This is a genomic window from Pseudodesulfovibrio portus (genome assembly GCF_026000375.1).
GTDB lineage: Bacteria > Desulfobacterota > Desulfovibrionia > Desulfovibrionales > Desulfovibrionaceae > Pseudodesulfovibrio > Pseudodesulfovibrio portus.
Genome location: NZ_AP026708.1, coordinates 1,817,780 through 1,839,889 on the forward strand (window position 1 = coordinate 1,817,780; position 22,110 = coordinate 1,839,889).

Consider the following 22,110-nt stretch of genomic DNA (forward strand, 5'->3'; position numbering starts at 1 on the left):
GGAGTAATCGATTCTGGTGGTCCCGTAATGTACGGAACCGCGGGCTGGCAAATCAGGCAAGGTCTCGTCTCTTGGCAACAAGAATCAATTTGTCGATGACAGCATCTATCACTTCGCCGGGAAATGTCACACCGGATGATTCCGAAGCGTCATACAAAACGTCTTCAATATCGTTCTTCATTTCGTTGACAATATCAATATTGTCGCTCCAATCCCTGATTTTCCTGGATGTTACGGCGTCGTCTATGGATATCGCCATCTGGGGCAAGGAAGCTTCGGCGATCTGCCCTTCCAGCATTTCCCCCAGGATTCCGAAGTAAACGGCGGCTTCGTCCTTGCCCTTGAGGGACGGCGGCAGGTTGCCACGTTCCCCCTGTTGCAAGTCATCCAGCAGTCCCCGCATCTTGCCGAGATATTCGGCATCGGAAAGCCGGTGCGCACGATGGCTGCTGATGGTTTCATTGATGATTTCCGACAGGCGCTTGAAGAGGACCGGGTCCTCGTCCATCCTGACGGTGATCGTCTTTTTCACACGGGCCGCAATGTGGTCGGCCTTGGCGGCATCCCCCTGGATCAGCTCCAACTGTTGCTCGAAGGTGTCCACGGCAAAGATATCCACCGGGGCGACCACCTCCTGCACGGCATCCGCTCCGATGTGCTTGCTGACCATGTTCTTGAGCTGTTGCTCGTAGGCCGAGTAATCCACGGCCTCGCCGAACCGATGCTTGACGGCGTTGCGAAGGTTCAGGAAATCCTTCAAATCGGCCTTGTACCGGCGGATCGTCTTCTCGGGCGTATTGTCGAGAAACCGCGCGCTGCTCAGCGCCAGTTGCAGGGTGTTGGCAAAGAGGCGCAGGGCATCGTAAAACCGCTCCCGGATATCTTCCGGCTCCAGGGCCAGTTGCATGGCCTCGATGTCCGCCTTGTTCCCGACTTCCTTGAAAATCTCCCAGACATTGGCGTGCCTGGCCTTGAGTTGTTCGATTTCGCCGCTGACGTCGAGAATGGTGTTCTCGATGTCGGCCCGGTCGAACCCTTCCTTTTCCAGGGCGGCATAGGTGTCGATGGCTTCATTCAAGGCTCCGAAGATGCCCCGGTAATCCACCACCAGGCCGTAATCCTTGCCGTCCCACAAACGGTTCACCCGGGCGATAGCCTGAAGGATGTTGTGCTCCTTGAGGTTCTTGTCCAGGTATAAAACGCTATTCCGGGGCGCATCGAACCCGGTGAGAAGCTTGTCGATGACGATCAGGATTTCTGGGTCGTCATTGTGATTGAAGGCGTTGATGATGCTTTCGAGATACTGTTTCTCGTTGCCGTACCGGCGCATCATGTCGTTCCAGAACACCTGCACCTCGGGCATCTTGGATTCATCGGTGGAGGTGTTGCCCTCTCGGCTGTCAGGGGAAGACATGACCACGGCCACGGAGACTTCGTCCTGTTCCTCGAAACACCGCAGGTAGGCCAACGCCGTCGACCGGCTGGCAACGGCGAACTGGGCCTTCTTGCCGGTGCCCTTGCAAAACTGTTTGAAATGCTGGGCGATGTCATAGGCGACTTCGGCGATACGCGACTCGGCGGAAAAGAGTTGCTCGGCCTGCTTGAATTTCTTTTTGAGATCGCTTTTCTGCTCGGGGGTCAGCCCCTCGGTGATACGGTCGAACCACTTATCCAGTTCGGCATCGTCCCCGTGCAGTTCGCTCATGCGGCCTTCGTACCTGAGCGGGGCCACGGCCCGGTCCTGGACCGCCTGGTTCATGGTGTACTTGTGGATGAAGCCGCCGAACTGGTCGGCCGTGCTCTTCTCCTTCTTCAGGAGCGGCGTGCCAGTGAACCCGATATAGCAGGCGTTGGGGAAGACCACGCGCATCTTGGCATGGCTCTGGCCGTATTGGCTGCGATGGCTTTCGTCCACCAGCACGAAGATGTTCCGGTCCTCGTCCTTGGTGCGCTTGTTGGCCACGGTCTCGAACTTGTCGATGATGGTGGTGACGATGGAGGCGCGTTCCCCGGCAATGAGCTTGAGCAGGTGTTCCCCGGTCCGGGCCTGGACCACGTCCTTGCCACACGCCTTGAAGGTCTTGGAGATCTGGTTGTCCAGGTCGATGCGGTCGGTGACGATGACCACCTTGGGATTCTTGATGCGGGGGTCGATCGCCAGGGCCTTGGCGAGCATGACCATGGTCAGGGATTTGCCCGATCCCGTTGTGTGCCAGATGACCCCGCCCCGGCGGCGGCTGTCGCCTTTGACGTCGGTGACCCGGTCCACCGTGGCCTTGACCGCGAAATATTGCTGGTAACGGGCGATTTTCTTGATGCGGCTGTCGTAGATGATGAAACCGTATATGAGTTCCAGGAGCCGCTCCGGGCGCAGAAGGGAGTGCAGGGTCTTGTCCTGCGGCGTGGGGGTGCGATGCCCGGAAGTAAGGATGCGCGTCAGGGCATCCCGCTGTTCGTCCGTGGCCTCGACCATGAGCCGGGACCGTTGCGCTTCGGCCAAGGGTGCGTTGACGATGGCGTCCAGGGCTTCTTTTTGGCCGTCAGCGTCCTCTTCCTTCCAGATCGACCAGAACTTCGCATCCGTGTCCGTCGTGGCGTACATGGCCCGATTCTGGCTGATTGAAAGCAATATCTGGCTGTAGATGTACAACTCCGGAATTTCCGTGACCCGCTGGTTGCGAAGATGCTGGCTGATGCCTTCCTTGATGGCCCCGCGCTGGTCGGGCCGCTTGCACTCGATGATGGCCACGGGAATGCCGTTGACGAACAGCACGATGTCCGGCCGGCGCACGGCATCGGAATGGCGCCGCTCGAACTCGAACTCGTCGCACATGTGGTAGACGTTATTCTCCGGGTGTTCCCAATCGATGTATTTCAGGGAATGGCTTTTCACGGACCCGTCAATGGTCTGCTCCAGGCTGATGCCGAGGGTGAGCAGGTCATAGATCTGTTCGCTGGTGGCGATCAGGCTGTCGAACGGCACCTGGGCGATCTCCCGAACGGCCCGCGCGATATTGGCATCCGAGAACTCGTGCTCCCGCCCCTTGAAGGAGATGGAATTCATCGCCCGCAACCGGGTTTCCAACACGTCCAGCAGGGCCGGCATGGACTTGCGTCCCCCGCGCATGGCCAGGGCCGTGGAGGGCGGAACATACTCGTAACCGAGCTGTTCCAGCAGGATCAGCGCAGGGGCATGGGATGCGGCGTATTCCTTGAAGTCGCTAAACATGTCCCTACACCGTCTTGTCCTTGATAAACATGCATTCTATCTCGACGCCAGCAAGGCGCAATTTGTGGATTGCATTCCTCAAGCTGATACAAGAAAAAAGGGGCAGGTTTTTCGATTTCGCTCGCATGTCTTTATGCGTAACAATCCCATAGACCACCTTGAGTTTGTTCCCGGATACCGCTCCAAGATACAACTTCTTGTCGTTGGCACCGATATTAGATTCAATGTTTTCCTCCATGCGCTTGAGCGACTTGGGTTCAAGCTTGATCAGCTCAATCGAGTTGGCTCCCTGATTAAACAGGTGGCTGAGTTGAGCCGAACGGGTGTGCCGTTTTATATGGGAAAATGTTGCATGACCTTTTTCAACCGAATACAAATCACAAGGCTCCACAGGAGTAGAACCTTTTGGGGCGATGTTTTTCTTGTCTAGGCAGACGTACCTTCCATTTTGCTTCACAACATCTTCATTGTATTCTCCTTCATTTTCGTGGGCATAGTCTGGCAAGGTACATTTCACAAAATATTTGTTCAACTCCTGCCGCATATTGGACACGAAACCCTTTTTAAACCGATACCACTCCCCGTCACTAAAATGATAAATATCCCCATCCTTTTCAATCTCACAAAGAATACACTTGAATAGGGGAAACTGCTTCAATACACCCGCGTCGTCATCGGTGCCATCAACCAAAATAAGCTTGTGGGTCATGATCTGATCCACATCCTTTTTAGCCAAAACTACCGAATGTGCATTTAAATAGTCATAATAGCTGGACACCGTCACATCGTTATATACGTCACTGCTTCCAACACCAGAAAACCGGCATCCACCGACTTTTTCGAAGTCGATGATATCCGGAACGGTGATGTCGATCCCAGGGCTCCTATTGATAAGCCTTTTACAAAGATCATCCCTCAACTTTGCGACAACATCAGGATTCTTTTCGGGTTTAAGGTTGTCGATCGTTGGAAAAATTTCTTCATAATCTTTTTTATTATAAAGTGTTAGCAACCGTTTGCATACCTTTGTAAGCTGATCCGCATTCACATCAAGCCCTATACGGAGGCTTTCCGCGCCGGTCGCTTGAGAAAACGGCTTTGTGATGCCTTTTTCAACTTTTCCAGTCATCCGTTTAATAACGACCCGATCCCCATCAAAATCAAACTCTGCCAAGCCAGAAGGGGTTGGCATTTGGGTGCGTTGGCGTTGGGCATTTACCGGGGCAAGCGAATCCGTGCTCAGGATACCTTCGGGTTGAACACTATTCAAAGTAACCCGCAATCCGAAATCGTAGACGTATGCTGCTGGTTCAAGGTGGTGAAATCCGGTCCCAAACGTAAATGCGAAAACTCTTTTATTGACCGGCAAAAATACAATTGCACCCTTTGAAGCCTGCTCAAGCTGAACATTGGCCCCCCAATAGTTGACCCACCAAGGAGCATCTGGCTCGCTTTCAAAGACGTACATCCTTCCACCCTCGGGCAAGTTAGCCGCCTCGACGGGTTCGCCAACGGAATCCAGGGATTCTTCTTTTATAGCATTGGTTGCATCAAACTTTGCCCGCAACAGGTAAATGCTAAAAAACTGTTTTTTTGCCATGTCACACTCCTTTCACCCGTGTTTTGCCCGTCAACAGCTGCTGCATGAGGCTCTTTTTCCGTTCTCTAAGGGCGGCAAGTTGGTTGCGATGTTCTTCGATTTCCGCAACGGCGGCATCGAGGACTTTGGCAACGGCTTCTTGCGCCCTCCACGCATGGCCAGGGCCTTGGTGGGCGGAACGTACTCGTAGCCGATCTGCTCCAACAGGATCAGGGCAGGGGCATGGGACGCGGCGTATTCCTTGAAGTCCGGCATAGCTACCCGCCGGTTGCAAACAGGCCAAAGGCCGACGTCAAAATCTGATAAACCGCATAAAGAGCGGCCACAAATCCGATAAGTTTTGCAGACCAATGCTCGGTCGCCCGAGTAATTTTCACTCGCCAGTTGGACCTTTTGGTCTTCACCTTTCCCTTGGCCAATCGAAAAAACATACTTTTAAACCAATATGCCTTCGTCATCGTGGACTTATGAAGTTTGACATATTCCTTATTTACAAAAGCCTGCACTTCCTCATGACCCGTAAGGAAATCACGCTTTTTCCCACCATTAAGTTCCATGAGCTTTAACATTTTGGGATCATCCACACACTTGTTCCCGTAGATGGCCTGTATCAATGCCGACAGGTTGTATCGCCTGGAATCTTCAATATGGGGAGGCTCTTCCTTCGTGAGAACACGGTATCGATGCTCGATTGCTTCAAATCCGTAATTGATATTGGTCATATTCCAATGAAGCCAGTAGGCATCTTGGTGAGCACCAACAAAGGCAAAAAATTTGCCAAGCATCTTGGCTTCGAGCACGTCGTAATGGTCAGAAATATTGTCTCTCGCAATGCCTTCGATTTCCGCGATGAGGTGAATGGAAAAACTATGCATCGTATCGCTATCGATGTGCAGCACGGCGATAGACGTTACTCGCGGCGAGTACCCTTCATTTGCGTCATTAAGATTCTGGCAAGAATAATGAATGATGAATACTGCCGGTAAACTCTTTTTCAAAAACTCGACGGTCTCTTTCGCTTTCACTCTGGATTACCCCCATACAGCGGCGCTTGCACAATCGAAGTAGAAAACGGCCAAGTCGTTTCGCCTCGGGCTATCCCTACGAAGCAAAACCATCTGGTCCACCCGGGAACGGATACGCTGGTTGGATTCGCTGTTTTCATCCCCATACAATCCGACGAATATGGACCTCACTTTGCCCATCTCAATGGTCCGAAGGATGTGCTCATCGTTCTCCGAAAAAGAAACCCCATAGGTGAAAATCGACCCTGAGATTTCGGCAAGGCTCCGCAGCCCTTTGTGAAGATAGGCGCTATGCTGGATTTTCTTCATTTTCTGTTGGGAAGTGCCTTCCGCCACAAAAAGCGGAAACTTGTTTGCAGCGACTGCCTCTTGGGCCTGGTCTATCAGGGGGACAGTTGAACGGACCCAGGTGTTTTTCTGGATTTGGTGACCAGCATCAAAAAGATGAAGACCGCCGTGCAGAAAATACACGTTTTGGCCCCGTGAATCCCCCCTGTCCCAGACGACGTAGACAGCGTCGGGATCATCGGGATCGTTTTTGAACCCGTCGTTGTTTGCCAGATCGCTGTTCATCAAAACCCAATACAGCAGGATGTCATAATTCAGCGAGTAGAGTTTGCCGCCGGAGCCGAGGAAGTTGCCCAGAAAAAACTTGCAGGCTTCATACTCGGCAAACGAAATATCCCCAGGGCGTTCGGGATGCTTGTTGGCGATGGTCGTGACCAAAATCTCTTTGATTCGGAGAGCGTCCTGTTGCATTTGCGCATCGACGCCAGGTGTTGGCCCCAAATAATGGGGCAAGACCTTCGCCCCCGACTCCAGGGTTTTCACCACCTCTTCAAAATCCGTTGTGCCGAGCGCTGAAAAGATTCCCCGCAAATGTTCGTTCCCGGAAAAATCGGCCTGTTCAAACAACGTGTCGTATCGAAAAATATCCGGCTTAAGCGCGATGCTAAACCCGTTGCCAAGCAAGAGATGCTTCTTATTTTCAGCCCGTTGAAGTGCTTCTTGGAACGAAAGCATTTATTCCTCCTTCCTGTTGTCAGAAATCATAATCAGGATACTTTGACCCGCACTTTTCCGGTCAAAAGCTGCTGCATGAGGCCCTTTTTCTGTTCCTTGAGGGCGGCGAGCTGGGTGCGATGCTCCTCGATTTCCGCGACCGAGGTGTCCAGCACCTCAACAATTTTAGCTTGTTCCTCCGTTGTTGGCGGAAGCATAATTGTCTCTTTCAACCAGAGCTTCGGATTGAAAGTCATCTTTTCAATATGAACACCGTAACTTGACCTGTACGCCTTATGGTACATCTCCTTGGTTTTACATAACCAATTGAAGAATCGAATATCGAGTGTACTTGGGTCACGGGCCACGTAGGATAAATACGAATCGGAAACGTGATAACCGTCAAATTTTGCGGTCGTGAGGCCGGTTGCCCCATGAACCACCTGCATTTTTGAAATCAAGAAATCTCCTTCCAGGGCCGTATTCATTTTTTTGGTCAATATCTCTGAGCCGCGCAAAGTCTGGCGATGAAAAAGGCCCCCAGAAGCTCTTCTCAGGCTAAGCAATTTATACGATGCGTCATCATCCCAAACAACCGGACGCTTGACCTGCCTCAGCAGCTTGCCAATGCTCATTTCCTTCCACGTTTCCCCGGCGAATTCCCCGAACCGCACCTTGCTCGTCAGAAGCCGTTGCATGAGACCCGCTTTCCGCCGCTCCTTGGCCTCGATCAGGGCCTCGGTCTTCTCGATGGCGCGGTCCCAGGTGGCAAGGGTTTTGACAATCAGCCTTTGCTCCATTGCCGACGGAACAGGAATGGGTAAATCTTTGCAAAGCTGAATGGTAAGATTTTGTTGCCCAGAAGTTTTCTTTGAAAAGCTTTCAAGCCATTTCAAAGCAACAGAACTCATCAAGTAATGTAGCAAGTATGTATTAGTGATTTTTGTAGAAGAGGCTCGAAATATTATAACCGCTTGGTTTAAGTTGTATTCTCCAAACTCTTCATTCAATAGAGCAAATTGCCCCAAAGGGGGGCCGACAATATTCATCAAAATATCGCCAGGATATGCTTTAGATCTGGCGAGAAACCCTGAATGGATTTCGCGGGACACATATTTTATGTCATTAAAATTTGGTCGCCCTTGGAAAGTGAGATTTGTCACCCGAAGGAATGGTATTTCTCCTTTATCAGCGAGATCCCCACTGGGGGGAGTCGTACCCTTGGTGATTTTTGAGCATAAAGAATTGGCCTCTATCACCTCCCAATCATTGGGTATCAGGCCAAGCCCTTTTACTCGCTGCATGTTTTGACTTGTCATTCCCCACCTTCCTTCTTCGCTCCAAGCGCCTTCTTCTCCGCAGCCTTCACGCGCCGGGCAACCTTTGCCAAATCCTCATCCGGCACGGGCAGTTCCTCGGGCATGGTTCCGCCCAGCTCCTTGATGGTCTGACGAACTTTCTTGCCGACCTCGAAATGGGTTTGGTTCGCCGCTTGTTTGCCCCGGATGTTCTCACGCCGGAGCTTCTCCTCGGTCTGCGTGGCACGGAACAGGTTGGCGGCGAGTTCGGTACTGCCCATGTTGTCGAGGATGTTCTGACTCTTTTTCAGCCCCTTGCGTAGATGGATGCCCTTGGCATCTAGGCCGCCATACAACCCCTTGTAGCCGTGGTTCTGGAAGATGGCGAAATCAAGACCGGATTCGACCCCGGCCTGCTGGGCGGCCTTCACCAGTTGCTTGTTGTGCTCTTTCATCTCCTCCCGCAAAAACAACCGCTTTTCTTCTTCCTTGAGCTGCTGAAACGACTCGTCATCCGCCAGTTCCTGCCGACGGGTCTGGATGGCAAAATAGGTCTGCCCGTTGGCGATGACCGGCTTCGAGGGGTCGGCGTTCTGGACGATCAGGTAACAGGCGTAACGGCTGAGGGCATACGACTCCATGGCCCTCTGCCCCCCCTTGCCCAGGGCGATCATCTCGTGGACCTCCACGAAATGATCGGACACCGGCTGGCCGCTGTTTTCACAGCTCGTCTTGGCCTTTTCTATGACAGGGAGGAAGTTGCGGTATTCCCCGTAGCCAAGCACTTTCGACAACTGGCGGGCAAGCCAGAAATCATCGCCGTTCTCGTCCTGAAGCTTCAATTCCTCAAAGGTCAGGTGGTGCGCCTTCTCGACGCTCCGCTCCCTGGTCATTACAGCACTCCCAGATCTTCCAGGTATCCGGCCATTTCCTTGCGGACTTCGGCCAGCTCCTTTTCCAGTTCCTCGATCTCGCCCTGCACCTTGGCGATGTCCACTTCTTCCTCTTCCTCGAAGGTGTCCACGTAGCGGGGGATGTTCAGGTTGAAATCATTCTCCTTGAGTTCATCGAACCCGGCCGCATAGGCATATTTGTCCACGAACTCGCGGGCCTGGTAGGTGTCCACGATCTTGCGGACATCCTCGGGGCGCAACTTGTTCTGGTTCTTGGCATCGGCGTATTCCCGGCTGGCGTCGATGAACAGGACATCCTTATCGGGCCGGTTGCGTTTAAATACCAGGATGGCCGCCGGGATGCCCGTGCCGAAGAACAGGTTGGCAGGCAGGCCGATGACGGCATCCAGAAAATTCTCCTCGATGAGCTGCTGCCGGATCTTGCCTTCCGCGCCGCCCCGGAAAAGCACGCCGTGCGGCACCACCACGCCGACCCGCCCGGATTCCAGGGTGGTGGTCTCGATCATGTGCGAGATGAAGGCGTAATCCGCCTTGGACTTGGGCGGCAGGCCGCGGTGGAAACGGTTATGGGGGTCGCTCTGGGCCGACTTGTAGCCCCACTTGTCGAGGGAGAAGGGCGGATTGGCCACCACCACCTCGAACTTCATGGTGGTGTCGTCCTCGATCAGCTTGGGTTCACGCAGGGTGTCGCCCCATTCGACCCTGGCCCGGTCCATGCCGTGCAGAAACATATTCATCTTGGCAAGCGCCCAGGTCTCGCCGTTGATCTCCTGTCCGTATAGGGAAAAATCCTCGGACGTCCGGCGAACCCGATTGCCGCACTTGATGAGCAACGAGCCCGAACCGCAGGCAGGATCGCAGATGCGCTCGCCCGGCTGGGGATCAACCAGTTCCGCGATCAGCTCCGAGACCTCCGGCGGCGTGTAGAATTCCCCGGCCTTCTTGCCCGCACCGGCAGCGAAGTTGGCGATGAGGTATTCATAGGCATTGCCGATGACATCCAGGTTGCCCACCCGCGACGGGCGCAGGTCCAGGCGAGGGTCATTGAGGTCCTCCAGGAACTTCTTCAGACGGCGGTTACGGTCCTTGGTCTTGCCGAGATTCGCCTCGGAATTGTAATCGATGTTGCGAAAGACTCCCTGCAACTTGGCACGGTTCGCATCTTCAATCTTCTCAAAGGTGGTGTTGATGACCTCACCCACATTGGTGGCGTTGCGCTGGTCGAAAAGGTCATAGAAGGTGCACCCCTCCGGCATGACGAAACGCTCCCTGGCCAGACGGCGTCCGATGCGTTCCTTGTCACCCTTGAACTGCTGGCTCAATTCCTCGTAGCGCTCCCGGTAGACGTCCGAGAGGTACTTCACGAAAAGCATCGCCAGGATATAATCCTTGTACTGGCTGGCGTTGAGGATGCCCCGGAAGGTGTCGCACGCCTTAAAAAGGATATCGTTGATCTCTTTCTGGTTCACTTTGGTGGCGGTCATATTTTCTCCGTTAATTTGTCTCTTGCGATGCGGCGTCCAATATCTCGGACAATAACAATTCCCGTTGCTCCACGATCCGTTCCGTCAAAATTTTTTCTCGCAAACCACACCGATAAACCTTGGCTATCAGCGCTTGTCTTTCGAGAGACGGCACGGGGACCGAAAGGGCTTCCAATGTCTTCCGGGTGATGTGAGGCAGGGCCGTCCCGGCCGCACACTGCCCATAATATCGCTGGGCCTGCTTGCCGTTCAGGAACCAGGCCAGATAGTCCGGGCGAACCAATGTGGGGTTGGCCTTGATAATGAAAAAATGCGGTGCGGCCACGGCTTTCTCGAGCGGCCTGTCGACCAGCGCTCCGAAAAACCGCATCCCCCGATTCACGAAAAGGATATCCCCTTGCTCCAGAAAAGTAGGGCGGCGGCGCCCAGTCGGCACGACCTTGGGCAACCGATTCTCGTTTACCCCCAGAACAGGGTCCACATTCTTAAGCTGGACCACGGATATCGTGCCTTCCGGATCGTGTTCAATCCTGCCCCGAAACGGATGCCCGGCGAACAATTTCGCCACGCGCTTCAAGGGGGCTGATTGACATTTTGAATGCACCAAGCTTTTTGTTTTTTTTCGAATCATGTGTTTCGATATAAGCAAGCGGGATCGATTCGTCAAGTGCAGTTTGCGTTTTGATGCAAAAAATATTTCGGATACACTTTGGGGTACTGATCGCCGCCCCCATATCCCAGTTTGAAGCGTTAACCTATTGGCCGTTTCGCCGCGCAACAGCACTGGGGCTCCCAACATCTCTGGACTTGTTTTCCACCCCAGAAATATTTCTAACCTCTTGCCGCCCCCTCCCTCGTGAACGACCTTTTCACTTGGGCAACGCTCTTTCCATTTTCAACTTGCACAGTCGCAAAAACTAACATATATATTAGTCAAAACGATTTAAGCTAATATTCATGTTAGCAAGCGAGGTGCGCATGGGAAATACATCGCTCGCAAGCAAGGCGTTGTCCCCCGATGCTGCGGAGACGCTGAAACAGCTGGGTGCGAACATCAAGGAAGCACGTGTGCGCCGAGGGATGACGCAGGTCGAGCTGGCCACGCGGGCATCGACCAGTCATGCCGCCCTGGGGCGGCTGGAACGCGGCGAGCCGTCGGTGGGCATCGGCATCCTGGTGCAGGTCCTAGACGTGCTGGGGCTGGCCGCAGGGCTTGGCCAAGTGGCCAATCCGGACATGGACGACGTCGGGAAGTCTCTCCAACAGTTGAAAAGCCCAAAGCGAGTCCGCACCAAGAAGCGTGACGACCTTGATTTCTAGGAGGCCGCATGCCCACGGACAAAACCTACGTCTATATCCATCTTGGCGGCGAATTCGTCCCGGCGGGACTGCTGACCATGCACCAGGACGGCCGGGAGGTGGTCTCCGCCTTCGCCTATGGTCGGCGTTACCTGGAACGAAGGGATGCCGCACCCGTTGATCCGCTCCAACTGCCGCTGGGACAGGCCGAATATCATGCAGGGGGCGTGTTCCGGGCCTTTCAGGACGCCAGCCCGGACGGATGGGGCCGCCACTTGCTGGATCGGGCTGCGGAACGGGACGGGCTCGTCCCCTCGGAATTCGACTACCTGACCGTCCTGAACCAGGAAGACCGCATCGGCGCGCTCGCCTTCGGCCCGGATCTGAATGGCCCGCGCCCGGCGACCCCTGTCTGGCGACCCGAGGAAATCCCCGGCGACCGCCTTAACCTGGCCTCCATGCTCCGGGACGCGGATGCGGTCCTCAACCACGAGGCCCTGCCCGCCGACCAACGGCGCTTTCTGATTCGCGGCTCGTCCGTGGGCGGCGCACAGCCCAAGGCGGCCGTGGAGTACGAGGGCAGGTCCTGGATCGCCAAGTTTTCGCGGGAGCTGGAAGAGTGGCCGACCTGCCGCATCGAGTTGGCGGCCATGCGGCTGGCCGCGAAATGCCGTATCCGTGTTCCCGAATGCCGGGTGGTGGACGTGGGCGGACGGGACGTATTCCTGGCCGCTCGGTTCGACCGGGGCGGGAACCCGCCCATGCGTCACCACTTCCTGTCGGCCATGACGCTCACCGGGGCCGACGACATGACGGACGGGACCTACGGCGACATCGCCTTGGCCCTGCGCCGTTTCGGAATGGCGGGCCACCTCAAGGCCGACCTTGAAGAGCTGTTCCGCCGCATGGTCTTCAACATCCTGTGCAACAACTGGGACGACCACCTCAAGAACCACGGCTTCCTCTACGACACCGCAAGCGGCAAATGGCGGCTCTCACCCGCCTACGACATCGTGCCGCAACCCCAGCGCGACGGCGACGACGCCAGCCGCCTGACCCTGGGCATCGGCAAACAGGGCCGGGTTGCTACGCTCGACAACGCGTTGTCACGGTGTGCTGATTTCGATCTCGATTTGCCCAAGGCCCGGGAAATCGCCCTGGGCATGGCCGCATTGGTGCGCGAAAACTGGCAGGGAGAGAATGAGATGGCAGGTGTGCCGGAAGCGAAAATCCGGCTGATCGAGGAGGCGTACCGGGTTGCCCTTTTGGAAGGGGGATAATTCAGCCCTTCGCTTTTCTCGAACCAACAACATGATCACGCCATTCCTCGGGGACTCAAGCGCCTCGCACGTGAACAAGTCGTTCCCGTCTCGGTCCGGGCAAAATCAATTTGAATACTTGATGCTGTAATCGTTCAGCATCCTGGCAAGCCGGGGAAAGTTCTCTTTTTTCCATTCCATGCACAAAAAGTATTTCCCCAAGGCGTCCTTATAATAACGCCGCCGTCCGTTGGCATCAAAAACTTTGAGGGGATCTGTCGTCAAAACCGGATGCCCCAAGCCCAATACTTTTCGACAAAAGACATGGTCCTGTAAAAGACCAATATCCTTTGGTGAAAGTTTTTGAACCAACACACCCATGACACGAAACAAATACTCTTTACTTGTTTCATTGCACAAAGCAGTTGGCAACCTTATTCCCTTTATCTCAACATAAGGATCTATTCTGCTTTTCCTGTAAATAGCGTGATTGACCTTGGAAACGGTTTCTTCATCTTCATTATCATACTTCCCATGGCATTCTTTACACAAAAATGCACATGTTTCTGATATCGGATAATGTGACACCTCTATCAGATGAACCGTTTCTTCGATTTCTATAGAATATTCGGAACCAACTTTTTCAGAACGCTCCAAACATTCTTTTATGATATCATTTCTTTTTCTGGTCATTAGATGAGCGGATTGCAACGATCTTCTTTTCCCGCAACAATCACAAACGGCATTTTTCTTATATGGCCGGGTAGTTTCCTTGATATTATTGCGTACCTTGGGACCCAAGAAACACACGAAGTCGTCATGAGAAATGGTGCAGGTGGCCATGTTAACCTCTTTTCTTTTATATTACAATAGCATAAAGAACAAGTGTTGTCAACAAATATTTGAAAGTCGATGGCCACGGCTGAGATTGCCGGGGAGACCCATTTCCACGTGGCTCGTCCGTGGCTCCATACGTGTCGAACGTGTTTTTCGTGGCGTTGGTGGCATTTGCAACTGGCTGAAATCACGTAGGTAAGCGGCCTTCCGTGGTTTTCATTATACCCTCTCACGCCAGCAACAGGGGAACACCTCCCTATTTTGATGGACACCAAGAAAGAACAACGGGCTACATCGAAAGATGTAGCCCGTTTTGTATTCCCCCCCCTTTTTTTTTCGCCAGCTCTTCAGACCGGCCAGGGGGTTATCCCTTTGTGGTCGCAAGGGTCATGATCTTTTTCACCTCGCGCAGCAGGGTGCGCATGGAATAGAGGACCATGATGCCGCCCGAGATGGGCATGCAGATGTACAGGCATTTCCGGGGGATGTTGAAGACCGGGGTCCAGTCCTGGGCCATGGCCGTCAAGCGGAAGCTCTGGTAGAAGAAGACCGCGATGAAGCCCAGTGAAAGCACCTCCACCAGGATGGACAGCAGGTGGCCGCGCAGGGTTCCTTCGAGCTTGTCGCTGACCCATTTGAGCTTGAAGTGGTCCTCCCGCGCCCACAGGGCGGCCGCGCCGAAGAAGACCATCCAGGCAAAGGCCCATTCCACGACCTCGTCGAACCAGAAAAAGGCGGCCACGGGCACGTAGCGCACGAACACGTTGCCGGACAGCAGCAGGAAGAGCAGCGCGAAGCTGGCGACGCAGATGGTGCGCAGGGCGGAGATCAGGATGCGGTCCACCACGGCGAACCGCCCGCCTTCGGGGTCCTTGGGTAATATGCACTGTGATTCCATGACTACTGCCCCATGATCAGGTTGGGAAGCCACAGGGAAATCTGCGGCACAAAGGCCACGGCCAGGAGCACGAGGAAGATGCCCGTCAGGTAGGGCCACATCTCACGCGACAGCTCGCCGATGGACAGCTTGGTTATGCTCGACACCGCATACAGGCACATGCCCACAGGCGGGGTCAGCAGGCCGATCATGGACGCGAGCGTCATGACCACGCCGAACTGGACCGGGTCGATGGCATAGTGGACGATGATCTTCTGGAAGATGGGGATGGTGATGAGCAGGACGGCGATCCCCTCCAGGAAGCAGCCGAACAGAAGCAGGATGAAAATGATGATCAGCATCACGATGGAACCGTGGGCCGAGAGCGAGGCCATGCCGTCGATGACCTGGACCGGGATGCGGTTCAATATCAGCAGCCAGCCGAAGAACCCGGCAGAGGCGATGATGAACATGATCCGGATGGTGTGGGTCAGGGTGTCCCAGAAAATGTTCGGCAGGTCCCTGAACCGGATGGAACGATAGACCACCAGGCCGAGGAAGAGCGCGTACACGCAGGCCACCACCGAGGCCTCGGTGGGCGTGAACTGCCCGCTCAGAATACCGCCCACGATGAGCGTCGGGGTCAGCAGCGGCAGGGCCGCTCCCTTGCCGCTCTCCCATATTTCCCTGAAGGCGGCCCGCTTGTCGCGCGGGTACCTGCGGTGTTTGGAGACGAAATACACGGCCACCATGAGCGCCAGCCCCATGAGCGCGCCGGGAATCACGCCCGCCAGGAAAAGCCTGCCCACGGACACCTCGGTCAGGTAGCCGTAGATGACCAGCGGGATGGAAGGCGGAATGACCGGGCCGATGGTGGACGAGGCGGCGGTGATGGCCGCCGAGAACTTCCACTCGTACCCGTTGTCCTTCATGGCCTTCATCTCGATCATGCCCAGACCGGCGGCGTCGGCCACGGCGGCCCCGGACATGCCGGAAAAGATCATGCTGGCTATGACGTTGACCTGGCCCAGGCCTCCCCAGATGTGCCCCACCAGGGCGCGGGCGAAACGGAATATCCGCTCCGTGATCCCGCCGGTGTTCATCAGGTTGCCCGCCAGAATGAAGAACGGGATGGCCAGCAGCGTGAACGACGTGGTGGACGCGTACATGCGCTGGGCAACCATGGTCAGGATATCGGCCTGGCCCATGGAGATGAAGGTGAACACGGCGGTCAGGCCCATGGCCACGGCCACCGGCACCCCCAGGAGAATCAGCCCGATAAGCACGCAAAAAATCAACAGCGTTGTCATCGATATCCCTTTGTCACCCCATAAGGGGGCGCGCCCACCCCGTTACGGCAAAGGGTGGACGCGCCCGGCGAATAGAGGGAGAGGTTACTTCGCCTGTTCCAGAATCTTCAAGAAGTAAGCGAGGTTTTCAGCACCGACCGAGGTCTTCATCCGCTCGTAGGCGGGGCCCATCTTGGCCTTGAACAGGGCCACGTCGGGATAGGTCACTTCCATGCCCAACGCTTCGAGCTTCTTGATCTGATCGACTTCGGCGTCGCGCAGGGACTGGCGCATGTAGTCGCCGGCCTTCTTGCTTTCTTCCTTCAGGATATTCTGCTGCTCGGAGGTCAGCTTGTCCCAGGTCTTCTTGCTGATGACGTGGACCATGGAGTTGTAGGTATGGCCGGTCATGGCGAGATACTTCTGGGTCTCGTAGATCTTGTAGGAGTAGATGACGCTGACCGGGTTTTCCTGGCCGTCCACAACGCCCTGCTTCAGGGCCATGGGCAGCTCGGAGAACTGGATGGTCTGAACGGTGCCGCCCAGGGCTTCCATCGCGGACTGGTTGGACAGTTCCGGCGGCGTGCGGATTTTGAGGCCCTTGACGTCGTCGGGCGTGTTCACGGGATGCACGGAGTTGGTCAGGTTGCGGAAGCCCCATTCCCAGTTGGCCAGGAAGATGAGACCGGCGTTTTCCAGGTCCTTGCCCGCCCACTCGATGAAGGGGCCGTCCAGGACCTTGTAGGCGTGGTCGTAGCCCTCGTAGGCGAAAGGCAGCATGACGCAGCCGAACTTCTTGGAATACTTGGCCAGCTGACCCTGGGTCGGCAGGCTCATGTCGATGACGCCCAGGACGTTCTGCTCCAGGACCTCGGGCGGGTTGCCCAGCTCGTTGTTGGGGTAGAGCTCGACGGTGATCTCGCCGCCCGTCCGCTTGGCCACGTTCTCGGCGAACATGATCGCCGCCTTGTTCCCCGCGTGCTCGGCATTGGCGTAATGGCCGAGTTTGAGAACCATCTTCGCCTGTGCGCCTCCGCTGACGACCAGGAAAGCCATCATGACAAATAATGACAACAGAACCTTTTTCATAGCAATCCTCCAGGAACCATTCTTAAAGGTTTCGAACAAGCCTCCCGCAGCCCGGGGGTGGGACTGCAAACAACCGGACAGAAAACTATCAATTACGAAGAATTGATTTCAACCGAGGCCCCGCCGCCCTACCGGAATGTGCAACCCAAGGCAGGCAAGGTTTCGATCGGCTCCCCCAAAAGACCGACGGCCATGCCCCGCAGACAGGACCGCTCGCCTTGAGCATATTTAAAAAATAGCTGCTGATGTCAAATTTTTCTTACTATATGGATTGAGGTTTCATAATATGAAAAAATTGGTTCAAAACATCTCTCAACAGAGAATAAAATAAGGATTCACCCCCGGAGCGGACTCCCTATTCGAACAATGTTCGCTTGGGACCTGCGCATGCCAACGCGCCGATTGCCATTTGCACCCGGATGTGCAAACGTACGCTCCCGCGGCGGAACGGGGCAGACCCGACGCCGACGATATCGCACCCAAGGATCGGACATGCTCAAACAATTCATGGAGTTCCCACTGCCCATCTCCCGAAAGCTCAAGCTTTCGGTGCTCAAGCGGATGCTCCCCCCCGAAAGCACGGAGTTCATCGTGGACGCCACCTACTGCGGCGCGCACATGACGCTGGACCTGCTGGACGGCCCGCAGCGCGCCATCTACCAGCACGACGGGGCCGAAAAATTCATGCTCCACTTCCTGCGCGACTACCTGCGGACCCTGCCCGGGCCGCAGACCTTCCTGGACATCGGGGCCAATGCGGGCAACCACACCTTTTTCATGGCCGACCACGCGGACCGGGTGTTCGCCTTCGAACCCCAGCACAGCCTGAGCAGCCGCCTGAAGGACATCGTCAACGCCCATCCCCACCTGGGCAACGTCACTGTCTGCGACTTCGCCCTGGGAACCGAGGACAAGACGGACTACATCTATGACGTGGGCAAGTGTTCCGGGGCCCGATCCATCATCCGCAACCACGCCGACGACGCCGTGGCCGAGGAAATCTCCATCCGCCACGGAGACACGGTCGTACGGGAACTCGGAATCGAGTCCATCGCCGCCGTCAAGATCGACGTGGAAGGGTATGAGCCCCTGGTCCTGACCGGGCTGGCCGAAACCCTGGACAAGCACCGACCGGTCATCGTCTTCGAACACTCCGAGGCCAACCGGGACTCCTACGACGGCTTCGAGGGCATGAAGAAGCTCTTCCCGGACAACTACGACTTCTTCCAGTTCGACCGGCGGGGGGCCTACCGCTACCACAACGCGCGCCGGGGTTTCTACACGGTCTTCCCCTTCCGCTACGACCAGCCCGTGAACATCATCGCCACGGGAGGCGTGGCCAACCTCATCGCCTGCCCCAGGGAGGCGGCCATCCCGCAAACCAACTTCACGCCCTGGCCCTTTGAAACGCGGAAGCGGTAGAAAACACCTTCTCAGCCCCATCAACGGCGGCCACCGACCACCCCGACATCCCACCCCTATTTACATTTAGTTGTATATAGGCAATATACCTCTCCAACTCATAGTTCGGGGAGGTAGGCATGCGGAAATGGTTGTTGGCTGCATTTTTGGTATTCACCCTGGCGCTTCCTGCACAGGCTGCACAGACGGTGGTCGGCTTCATCACGGGCGCTTCCGGGCTCGGCGACCTGTCCTTCAACGACATGGCTTACGGCGGCATCCGCCGGGCGCAGCAGGAATACAACTTCAAGCTGATCATCCTGAAGCCCGACAAGAGCGGCGTGACGACTCCCGAAGGCGTCCTGAGCGTGGTCGGGCAGTCGGACATCATCGTCCTCCTTGGTGCCCAGCACGAGCAACAGACCCGGCAGGCGGCCCTGGCCAACCCCGAAAAGAAATTCATCTACATCGAGCTGCCGGTGGAAGGCGCTCCCAACATCTCCAGCGTCATGTTCAACCAAAACGAGGGCTCGTTCCTGGCCGGGGCACTGGCCGCGCTGGTCTCCAAGACGGGCAAGATCGGCTTTGTGGGCGGCACGAGAGAACCGCCGGTCATGGCCTTTGAACAGGGATACCGGGAAGGCGCGGCCTATGCCGATCCCGACGTCGAGGTCCTGGCGGAATACATCTCGCCCGCAGGGGATTTCTCGGGCTTCGGCGACCCGGAAAAGGGACACGACATCACCATGAAGCAGTACGACCAGGGCGCGGACATCGTCTTTGCCGTTGCCGGGCTGTCCGGCAACGGGGTCATCGAGGCAGCGCGCCGCTCAGGGAAATTCGCCATCGGGGTGGACTCCGACCAGGACTCCCTGGCCAAGGGTTCCGTCCTGACCAGCATGATGAAGCGGCTGGACGTTGCCGCCTACGCGGAACTGAAGGCGGCCCTGGAAAACCGCTTCACCCCCGGGGTCACCCGATACGGGCTGGCCAACGACGGCGTGGCCCTGACCGAAATGAAATACACCCGCCACCTGATCCCGGCGGACGTCTTCGACAAAATCGAGGACATCACCCGAAAGATCGTGTCCGGCAAACTCAAGGTGACCAACCTGCTGCCGAGCAACTAACCGGACGCAAAACCTGGACAGGCGATGATGCGAGGACCTGTGTTCAACCGGCTGAGACTGAAGGTCTCCGTTGGGACGGCCCTGATACTGGGGCTGTTTCTCATGGTTCTCGGCACCCATCTCATCAACTCGCAGGAACGGCAGCTGATCAACAACCTGCGCGACCACGGCGAGCGGATCGCGGCCCTGGCCGCCCGTTCCAGCGCCGAGTACATCCAGCGGTTCAGCTTCTTCCTCATGGAAGACCAGGCCATCGCCATCGAGCAGTCTCCCCATATCGCCTTCTGCGAAATATACGACACCGACGGCAAACCCCTGCTCCAGTCCGGCAACATCGTGTCCAAGGACCACTCGGGCAAGCACCAGGCCCGGTACGACGACTCCGTCATGGTCGTGTCCCAGCCCATTCTCGTCGGCCGGGAAACGCTCGGCAGGGTGGAAATCGGGCTGAGCCTCGCTTCCATTGAAGAGACCATCCAGGACAAGCGGATGGATATGCTGCTCCTGTTTTTCGGCTTCACCTTCAGCGTCATCATCCTGGTAAACGTCTTTTTCAGCAGCATGTTCATCTCGCCGGTCAAGAAACTGGCCGAGGGAACGCAACGGGTCGCCCACAGGGAATTCGTGACCATCGACGTGGGCTGGCGCAAGGACGAAATCGGCGTGCTGGCGCGCAACTTCAACGACATGAGCCTCAGGCTGAAGGACCTCTACCAGAACCTCGAGGACAAGGTGGGCCAGCGGACCCGGGCATTGGAGCAGGCCAACAAGGACCTGCTGGCGGCCATCGACCAGGCAAAGGCCATGGCCCGGAAGGCCGAAGAAGGGACCATGGCCAAGTCGCAGTTCCTGGCCTCCATGAGCCACGAGATGCGGACCCCCATGAACGCGGTCCTCGGCATGGGCGAAATCCTCAACTCCACCGACCTGGACGACGAACAGCGCCGCTACGTTTCCGTTCTGCTCGAATCCGGCAAGGCCCTGCTGAACCTGATCGACGACATCCTGGACCTGTCCAAGATAGAGGCCGGTGAAATGGTCTTCGAAAACCGGCCGTTCAACCTCGAAAAGGCGATCGGAAAACCCTTCAAGATCGTCTCCTACGCCGCCCATCAGAAGGGGCTGGACATCGACTATTCCATCGCCCCCGACGTGCCTGCGGAACTGACGGGCGACTCCATCCGGCTGCAGCAGATCCTGCTCAATCTCCTGAACAACGGCATCAAGTTCACGGAGACCGGTTTTGTGCTGCTCGACGTCTCCCTGGGCCGGGCCGGGCCCGACAACACCCGCTTCGTGGATTTTTGCGTGCGCGACACCGGCATCGGCATCAGGCCCGATAAGCTCGACACCATCTTCGAAAAATTCACCCAGGCCGATTCCTCCACCACCCGCAAGCACGGCGGGACCGGGCTGGGGCTGTCCATCTGCCAGCTGCTGTGCGAAAAGCTCGGCGGGACCATCCGGATAGAAAGCGACCTCGGCAAGGGGTGCCTGGTCCTCTTCTCCCTGCCCTTCGGCTGCCGGGAACCCGACGCACCCCGCATCTCGCCCCTGACCGGACAGTCGGTGCTGTTGATCGACGACAGGGAATACGCCGACACGGCACTCGGCTCCCGGCTGCGCCGTGCGGGCGCCCGGATAAACCTGGCCGAGACCGTGGAACAAGCCCTCGACGCGGTACGGGCGGCGCAGGACCGCCCCGGGTACGATCTCATCCTCGTCAACCCCCCTGTGGACGGGTATACCTGGCAACAGGTCGCGTCGGCCCTGTCCGAGGCCGGGGTGGGACCGAGGTCCCTGTGCCTTGTCCTGTCCACGGACGCACCCCGCACGCGGCCCATGCATTTCTTCGGCGCGATCATGGCCCGACCGGTCTCCACCATGGATGTGGAAGCGGCTCTTGCCTCGGCCTCGGAACCACCGGCCACCGAGGAGGAAACGACCGCAGCCCCGACCGCGGCGGCGGCGCTGGACATACTCCTGGTGGAGGACAGCGCGGCCAACTCCATGCTCATCGACCTCTATCTCAAGGATTCCGACCACCGCCTGACCCTGGCCGAAAACGGCAGGAGCGCCCTTGACCTGTATACCGAAAAACCGTTCGACCTCGTGCTCATGGACATAGAGATGCCGATCATGGACGGTTTCGAATGCACGAAACGGCTCAGGGAATGGGAGCGGGAAAACGGACGGACGCCCACCAGAATCGTGGCCCTGACCGCCCATGCCCTGAGCGAAGTGAAGGACCGCGTGCTCGCCAGCGGGTGCGATTCCTTCCTGACCAAGCCCATCACCCGCCCGGCCCTGCTCGAGGCGGTGGCCGGATGCCGGGGGAAGGGGAGGGAAAAACATTTGTAAATGTTTTCCCTCCCCT

18 protein-coding genes are annotated in these 22,110 nt (G+C 56.6%); 5 read left to right on the forward strand and 13 right to left on the reverse strand.

Going from position 1 to position 22,110, the window contains the following annotated elements; all coding sequences use genetic code 11:
* Window positions 1-52 precede the first annotated feature (52 nt).
* The 9 genes from OO730_RS08770 to OO730_RS08810 are packed head-to-tail and all read right to left on the reverse strand — an operon-like array spanning window position 53 to window position 11,183.
* Window positions 53-3,229, reverse strand: a complete 3,177-nt coding sequence (locus tag OO730_RS08770) for a type I restriction endonuclease subunit R (protein WP_264981061.1) — start codon at window positions 3,227-3,229, stop codon at window positions 53-55.
* Between the two features lie 4 nt (window positions 3,230-3,233).
* On the reverse strand, window positions 3,234-4,829 hold the full coding sequence (locus OO730_RS08775; protein ID WP_264981062.1) for a DUF6119 family protein: 1,596 nt from the start codon (window positions 4,827-4,829) through the stop codon (window positions 3,234-3,236).
* Between the two features lie 30 nt (window positions 4,830-4,859).
* Complete coding sequence (locus OO730_RS08780) at window positions 4,860-5,084, reverse strand: hypothetical protein (RefSeq protein ID WP_264981064.1); 225 nt, start codon at window positions 5,082-5,084, stop codon at window positions 4,860-4,862.
* A 2-nt stretch (window positions 5,085-5,086) separates the two neighbouring features.
* On the reverse strand, window positions 5,087-5,854 hold the full coding sequence (locus OO730_RS08785) for a hypothetical protein (protein ID WP_264981065.1): 768 nt from the start codon (window positions 5,852-5,854) through the stop codon (window positions 5,087-5,089).
* A 6-nt stretch (window positions 5,855-5,860) separates the two neighbouring features.
* Window positions 5,861-6,877 carry a DUF4917 family protein gene (locus OO730_RS08790; protein WP_264981066.1) on the reverse strand — a complete coding sequence of 339 codons (1,017 nt, stop codon included), beginning with the start codon at window positions 6,875-6,877 and terminating at the stop codon, window positions 5,861-5,863.
* A 32-nt stretch (window positions 6,878-6,909) separates the two neighbouring features.
* A complete protein-coding gene (locus tag OO730_RS08795) occupies window positions 6,910-8,175 on the reverse strand; it encodes a restriction endonuclease subunit S (RefSeq protein WP_264981067.1) in 1,266 nt (421 codons plus the stop codon).
* Window positions 8,172-9,047: a DNA damage-inducible protein D gene (gene dinD, locus OO730_RS08800; protein ID WP_264981068.1), complete on the reverse strand. Its 876-nt coding sequence runs from the start codon at window positions 9,045-9,047 to the stop codon at window positions 8,172-8,174. The genes OO730_RS08795 and dinD overlap by 4 nt, the downstream gene beginning before the upstream one ends.
* On the reverse strand, window positions 9,047-10,552 hold the full coding sequence (locus tag OO730_RS08805; RefSeq protein WP_264981069.1) for a type I restriction-modification system subunit M: 1,506 nt from the start codon (window positions 10,550-10,552) through the stop codon (window positions 9,047-9,049). Before OO730_RS08805 ends, dinD begins: the two co-directional genes overlap by 1 nt.
* A 10-nt stretch (window positions 10,553-10,562) precedes the next feature.
* Window positions 10,563-11,183 (reverse strand): restriction endonuclease subunit S, encoded by a 621-nt coding sequence (locus OO730_RS08810; RefSeq protein WP_264981070.1) that lies wholly within the window; start codon window positions 11,181-11,183, stop codon window positions 10,563-10,565.
* Window positions 11,184-11,530: 347 nt separating this feature from the next.
* On the opposite strand from OO730_RS08810, the gene OO730_RS08815 reads away from it, so the two are divergent.
* Window positions 11,531-11,872 (forward strand): helix-turn-helix domain-containing protein, encoded by a 342-nt coding sequence (locus tag OO730_RS08815; RefSeq protein ID WP_264981071.1) that lies wholly within the window; start codon window positions 11,531-11,533, stop codon window positions 11,870-11,872.
* An 8-nt stretch (window positions 11,873-11,880) separates the two neighbouring features.
* Window positions 11,881-13,131: a type II toxin-antitoxin system HipA family toxin gene (locus OO730_RS08820; RefSeq protein ID WP_264981073.1), complete on the forward strand. Its 1,251-nt coding sequence runs from the start codon at window positions 11,881-11,883 to the stop codon at window positions 13,129-13,131.
* Between the two features lie 105 nt (window positions 13,132-13,236).
* Here the strand turns inward: OO730_RS08820 and OO730_RS08825 are convergent, their stop codons facing one another.
* From OO730_RS08825 to OO730_RS08840, 4 genes are all read right to left on the reverse strand, one after another.
* Window positions 13,237-13,953: a hypothetical protein gene (locus OO730_RS08825; RefSeq protein WP_264981075.1), complete on the reverse strand. Its 717-nt coding sequence runs from the start codon at window positions 13,951-13,953 to the stop codon at window positions 13,237-13,239.
* Between the two features lie 358 nt (window positions 13,954-14,311).
* On the reverse strand, window positions 14,312-14,845 hold the full coding sequence (locus tag OO730_RS08830) for a TRAP transporter small permease (RefSeq protein ID WP_264981076.1): 534 nt from the start codon (window positions 14,843-14,845) through the stop codon (window positions 14,312-14,314).
* A 2-nt stretch (window positions 14,846-14,847) separates the two neighbouring features.
* On the reverse strand, window positions 14,848-16,134 hold the full coding sequence (locus tag OO730_RS08835) for a TRAP transporter large permease (RefSeq protein ID WP_264981077.1): 1,287 nt from the start codon (window positions 16,132-16,134) through the stop codon (window positions 14,848-14,850).
* A gap of 84 nt (window positions 16,135-16,218) precedes the next feature.
* On the reverse strand, window positions 16,219-17,202 hold the full coding sequence (locus OO730_RS08840) for a TRAP transporter substrate-binding protein (RefSeq protein ID WP_264981078.1): 984 nt from the start codon (window positions 17,200-17,202) through the stop codon (window positions 16,219-16,221).
* 492 nt (window positions 17,203-17,694) lie between these two features.
* Between OO730_RS08840 and OO730_RS08845 the strand changes: the two genes are divergently transcribed.
* The 3 genes from OO730_RS08845 (at window position 17,695) to OO730_RS08855 (ending at window position 22,094) form a co-directional block, all read left to right on the forward strand.
* Window positions 17,695-18,624 (forward strand): FkbM family methyltransferase, encoded by a 930-nt coding sequence (locus OO730_RS08845; protein ID WP_264981079.1) that lies wholly within the window; start codon window positions 17,695-17,697, stop codon window positions 18,622-18,624.
* Window positions 18,625-18,743: 119 nt separating this feature from the next.
* Window positions 18,744-19,733 (forward strand): BMP family lipoprotein, encoded by a 990-nt coding sequence (locus tag OO730_RS08850; protein WP_264981080.1) that lies wholly within the window; start codon window positions 18,744-18,746, stop codon window positions 19,731-19,733.
* Between the two features lie 24 nt (window positions 19,734-19,757).
* Window positions 19,758-22,094 carry a response regulator gene (locus OO730_RS08855; protein WP_264981081.1) on the forward strand — a complete coding sequence of 779 codons (2,337 nt, stop codon included), beginning with the start codon at window positions 19,758-19,760 and terminating at the stop codon, window positions 22,092-22,094.
* The last annotated feature ends 16 nt before the right edge of the window (window positions 22,095-22,110 follow it).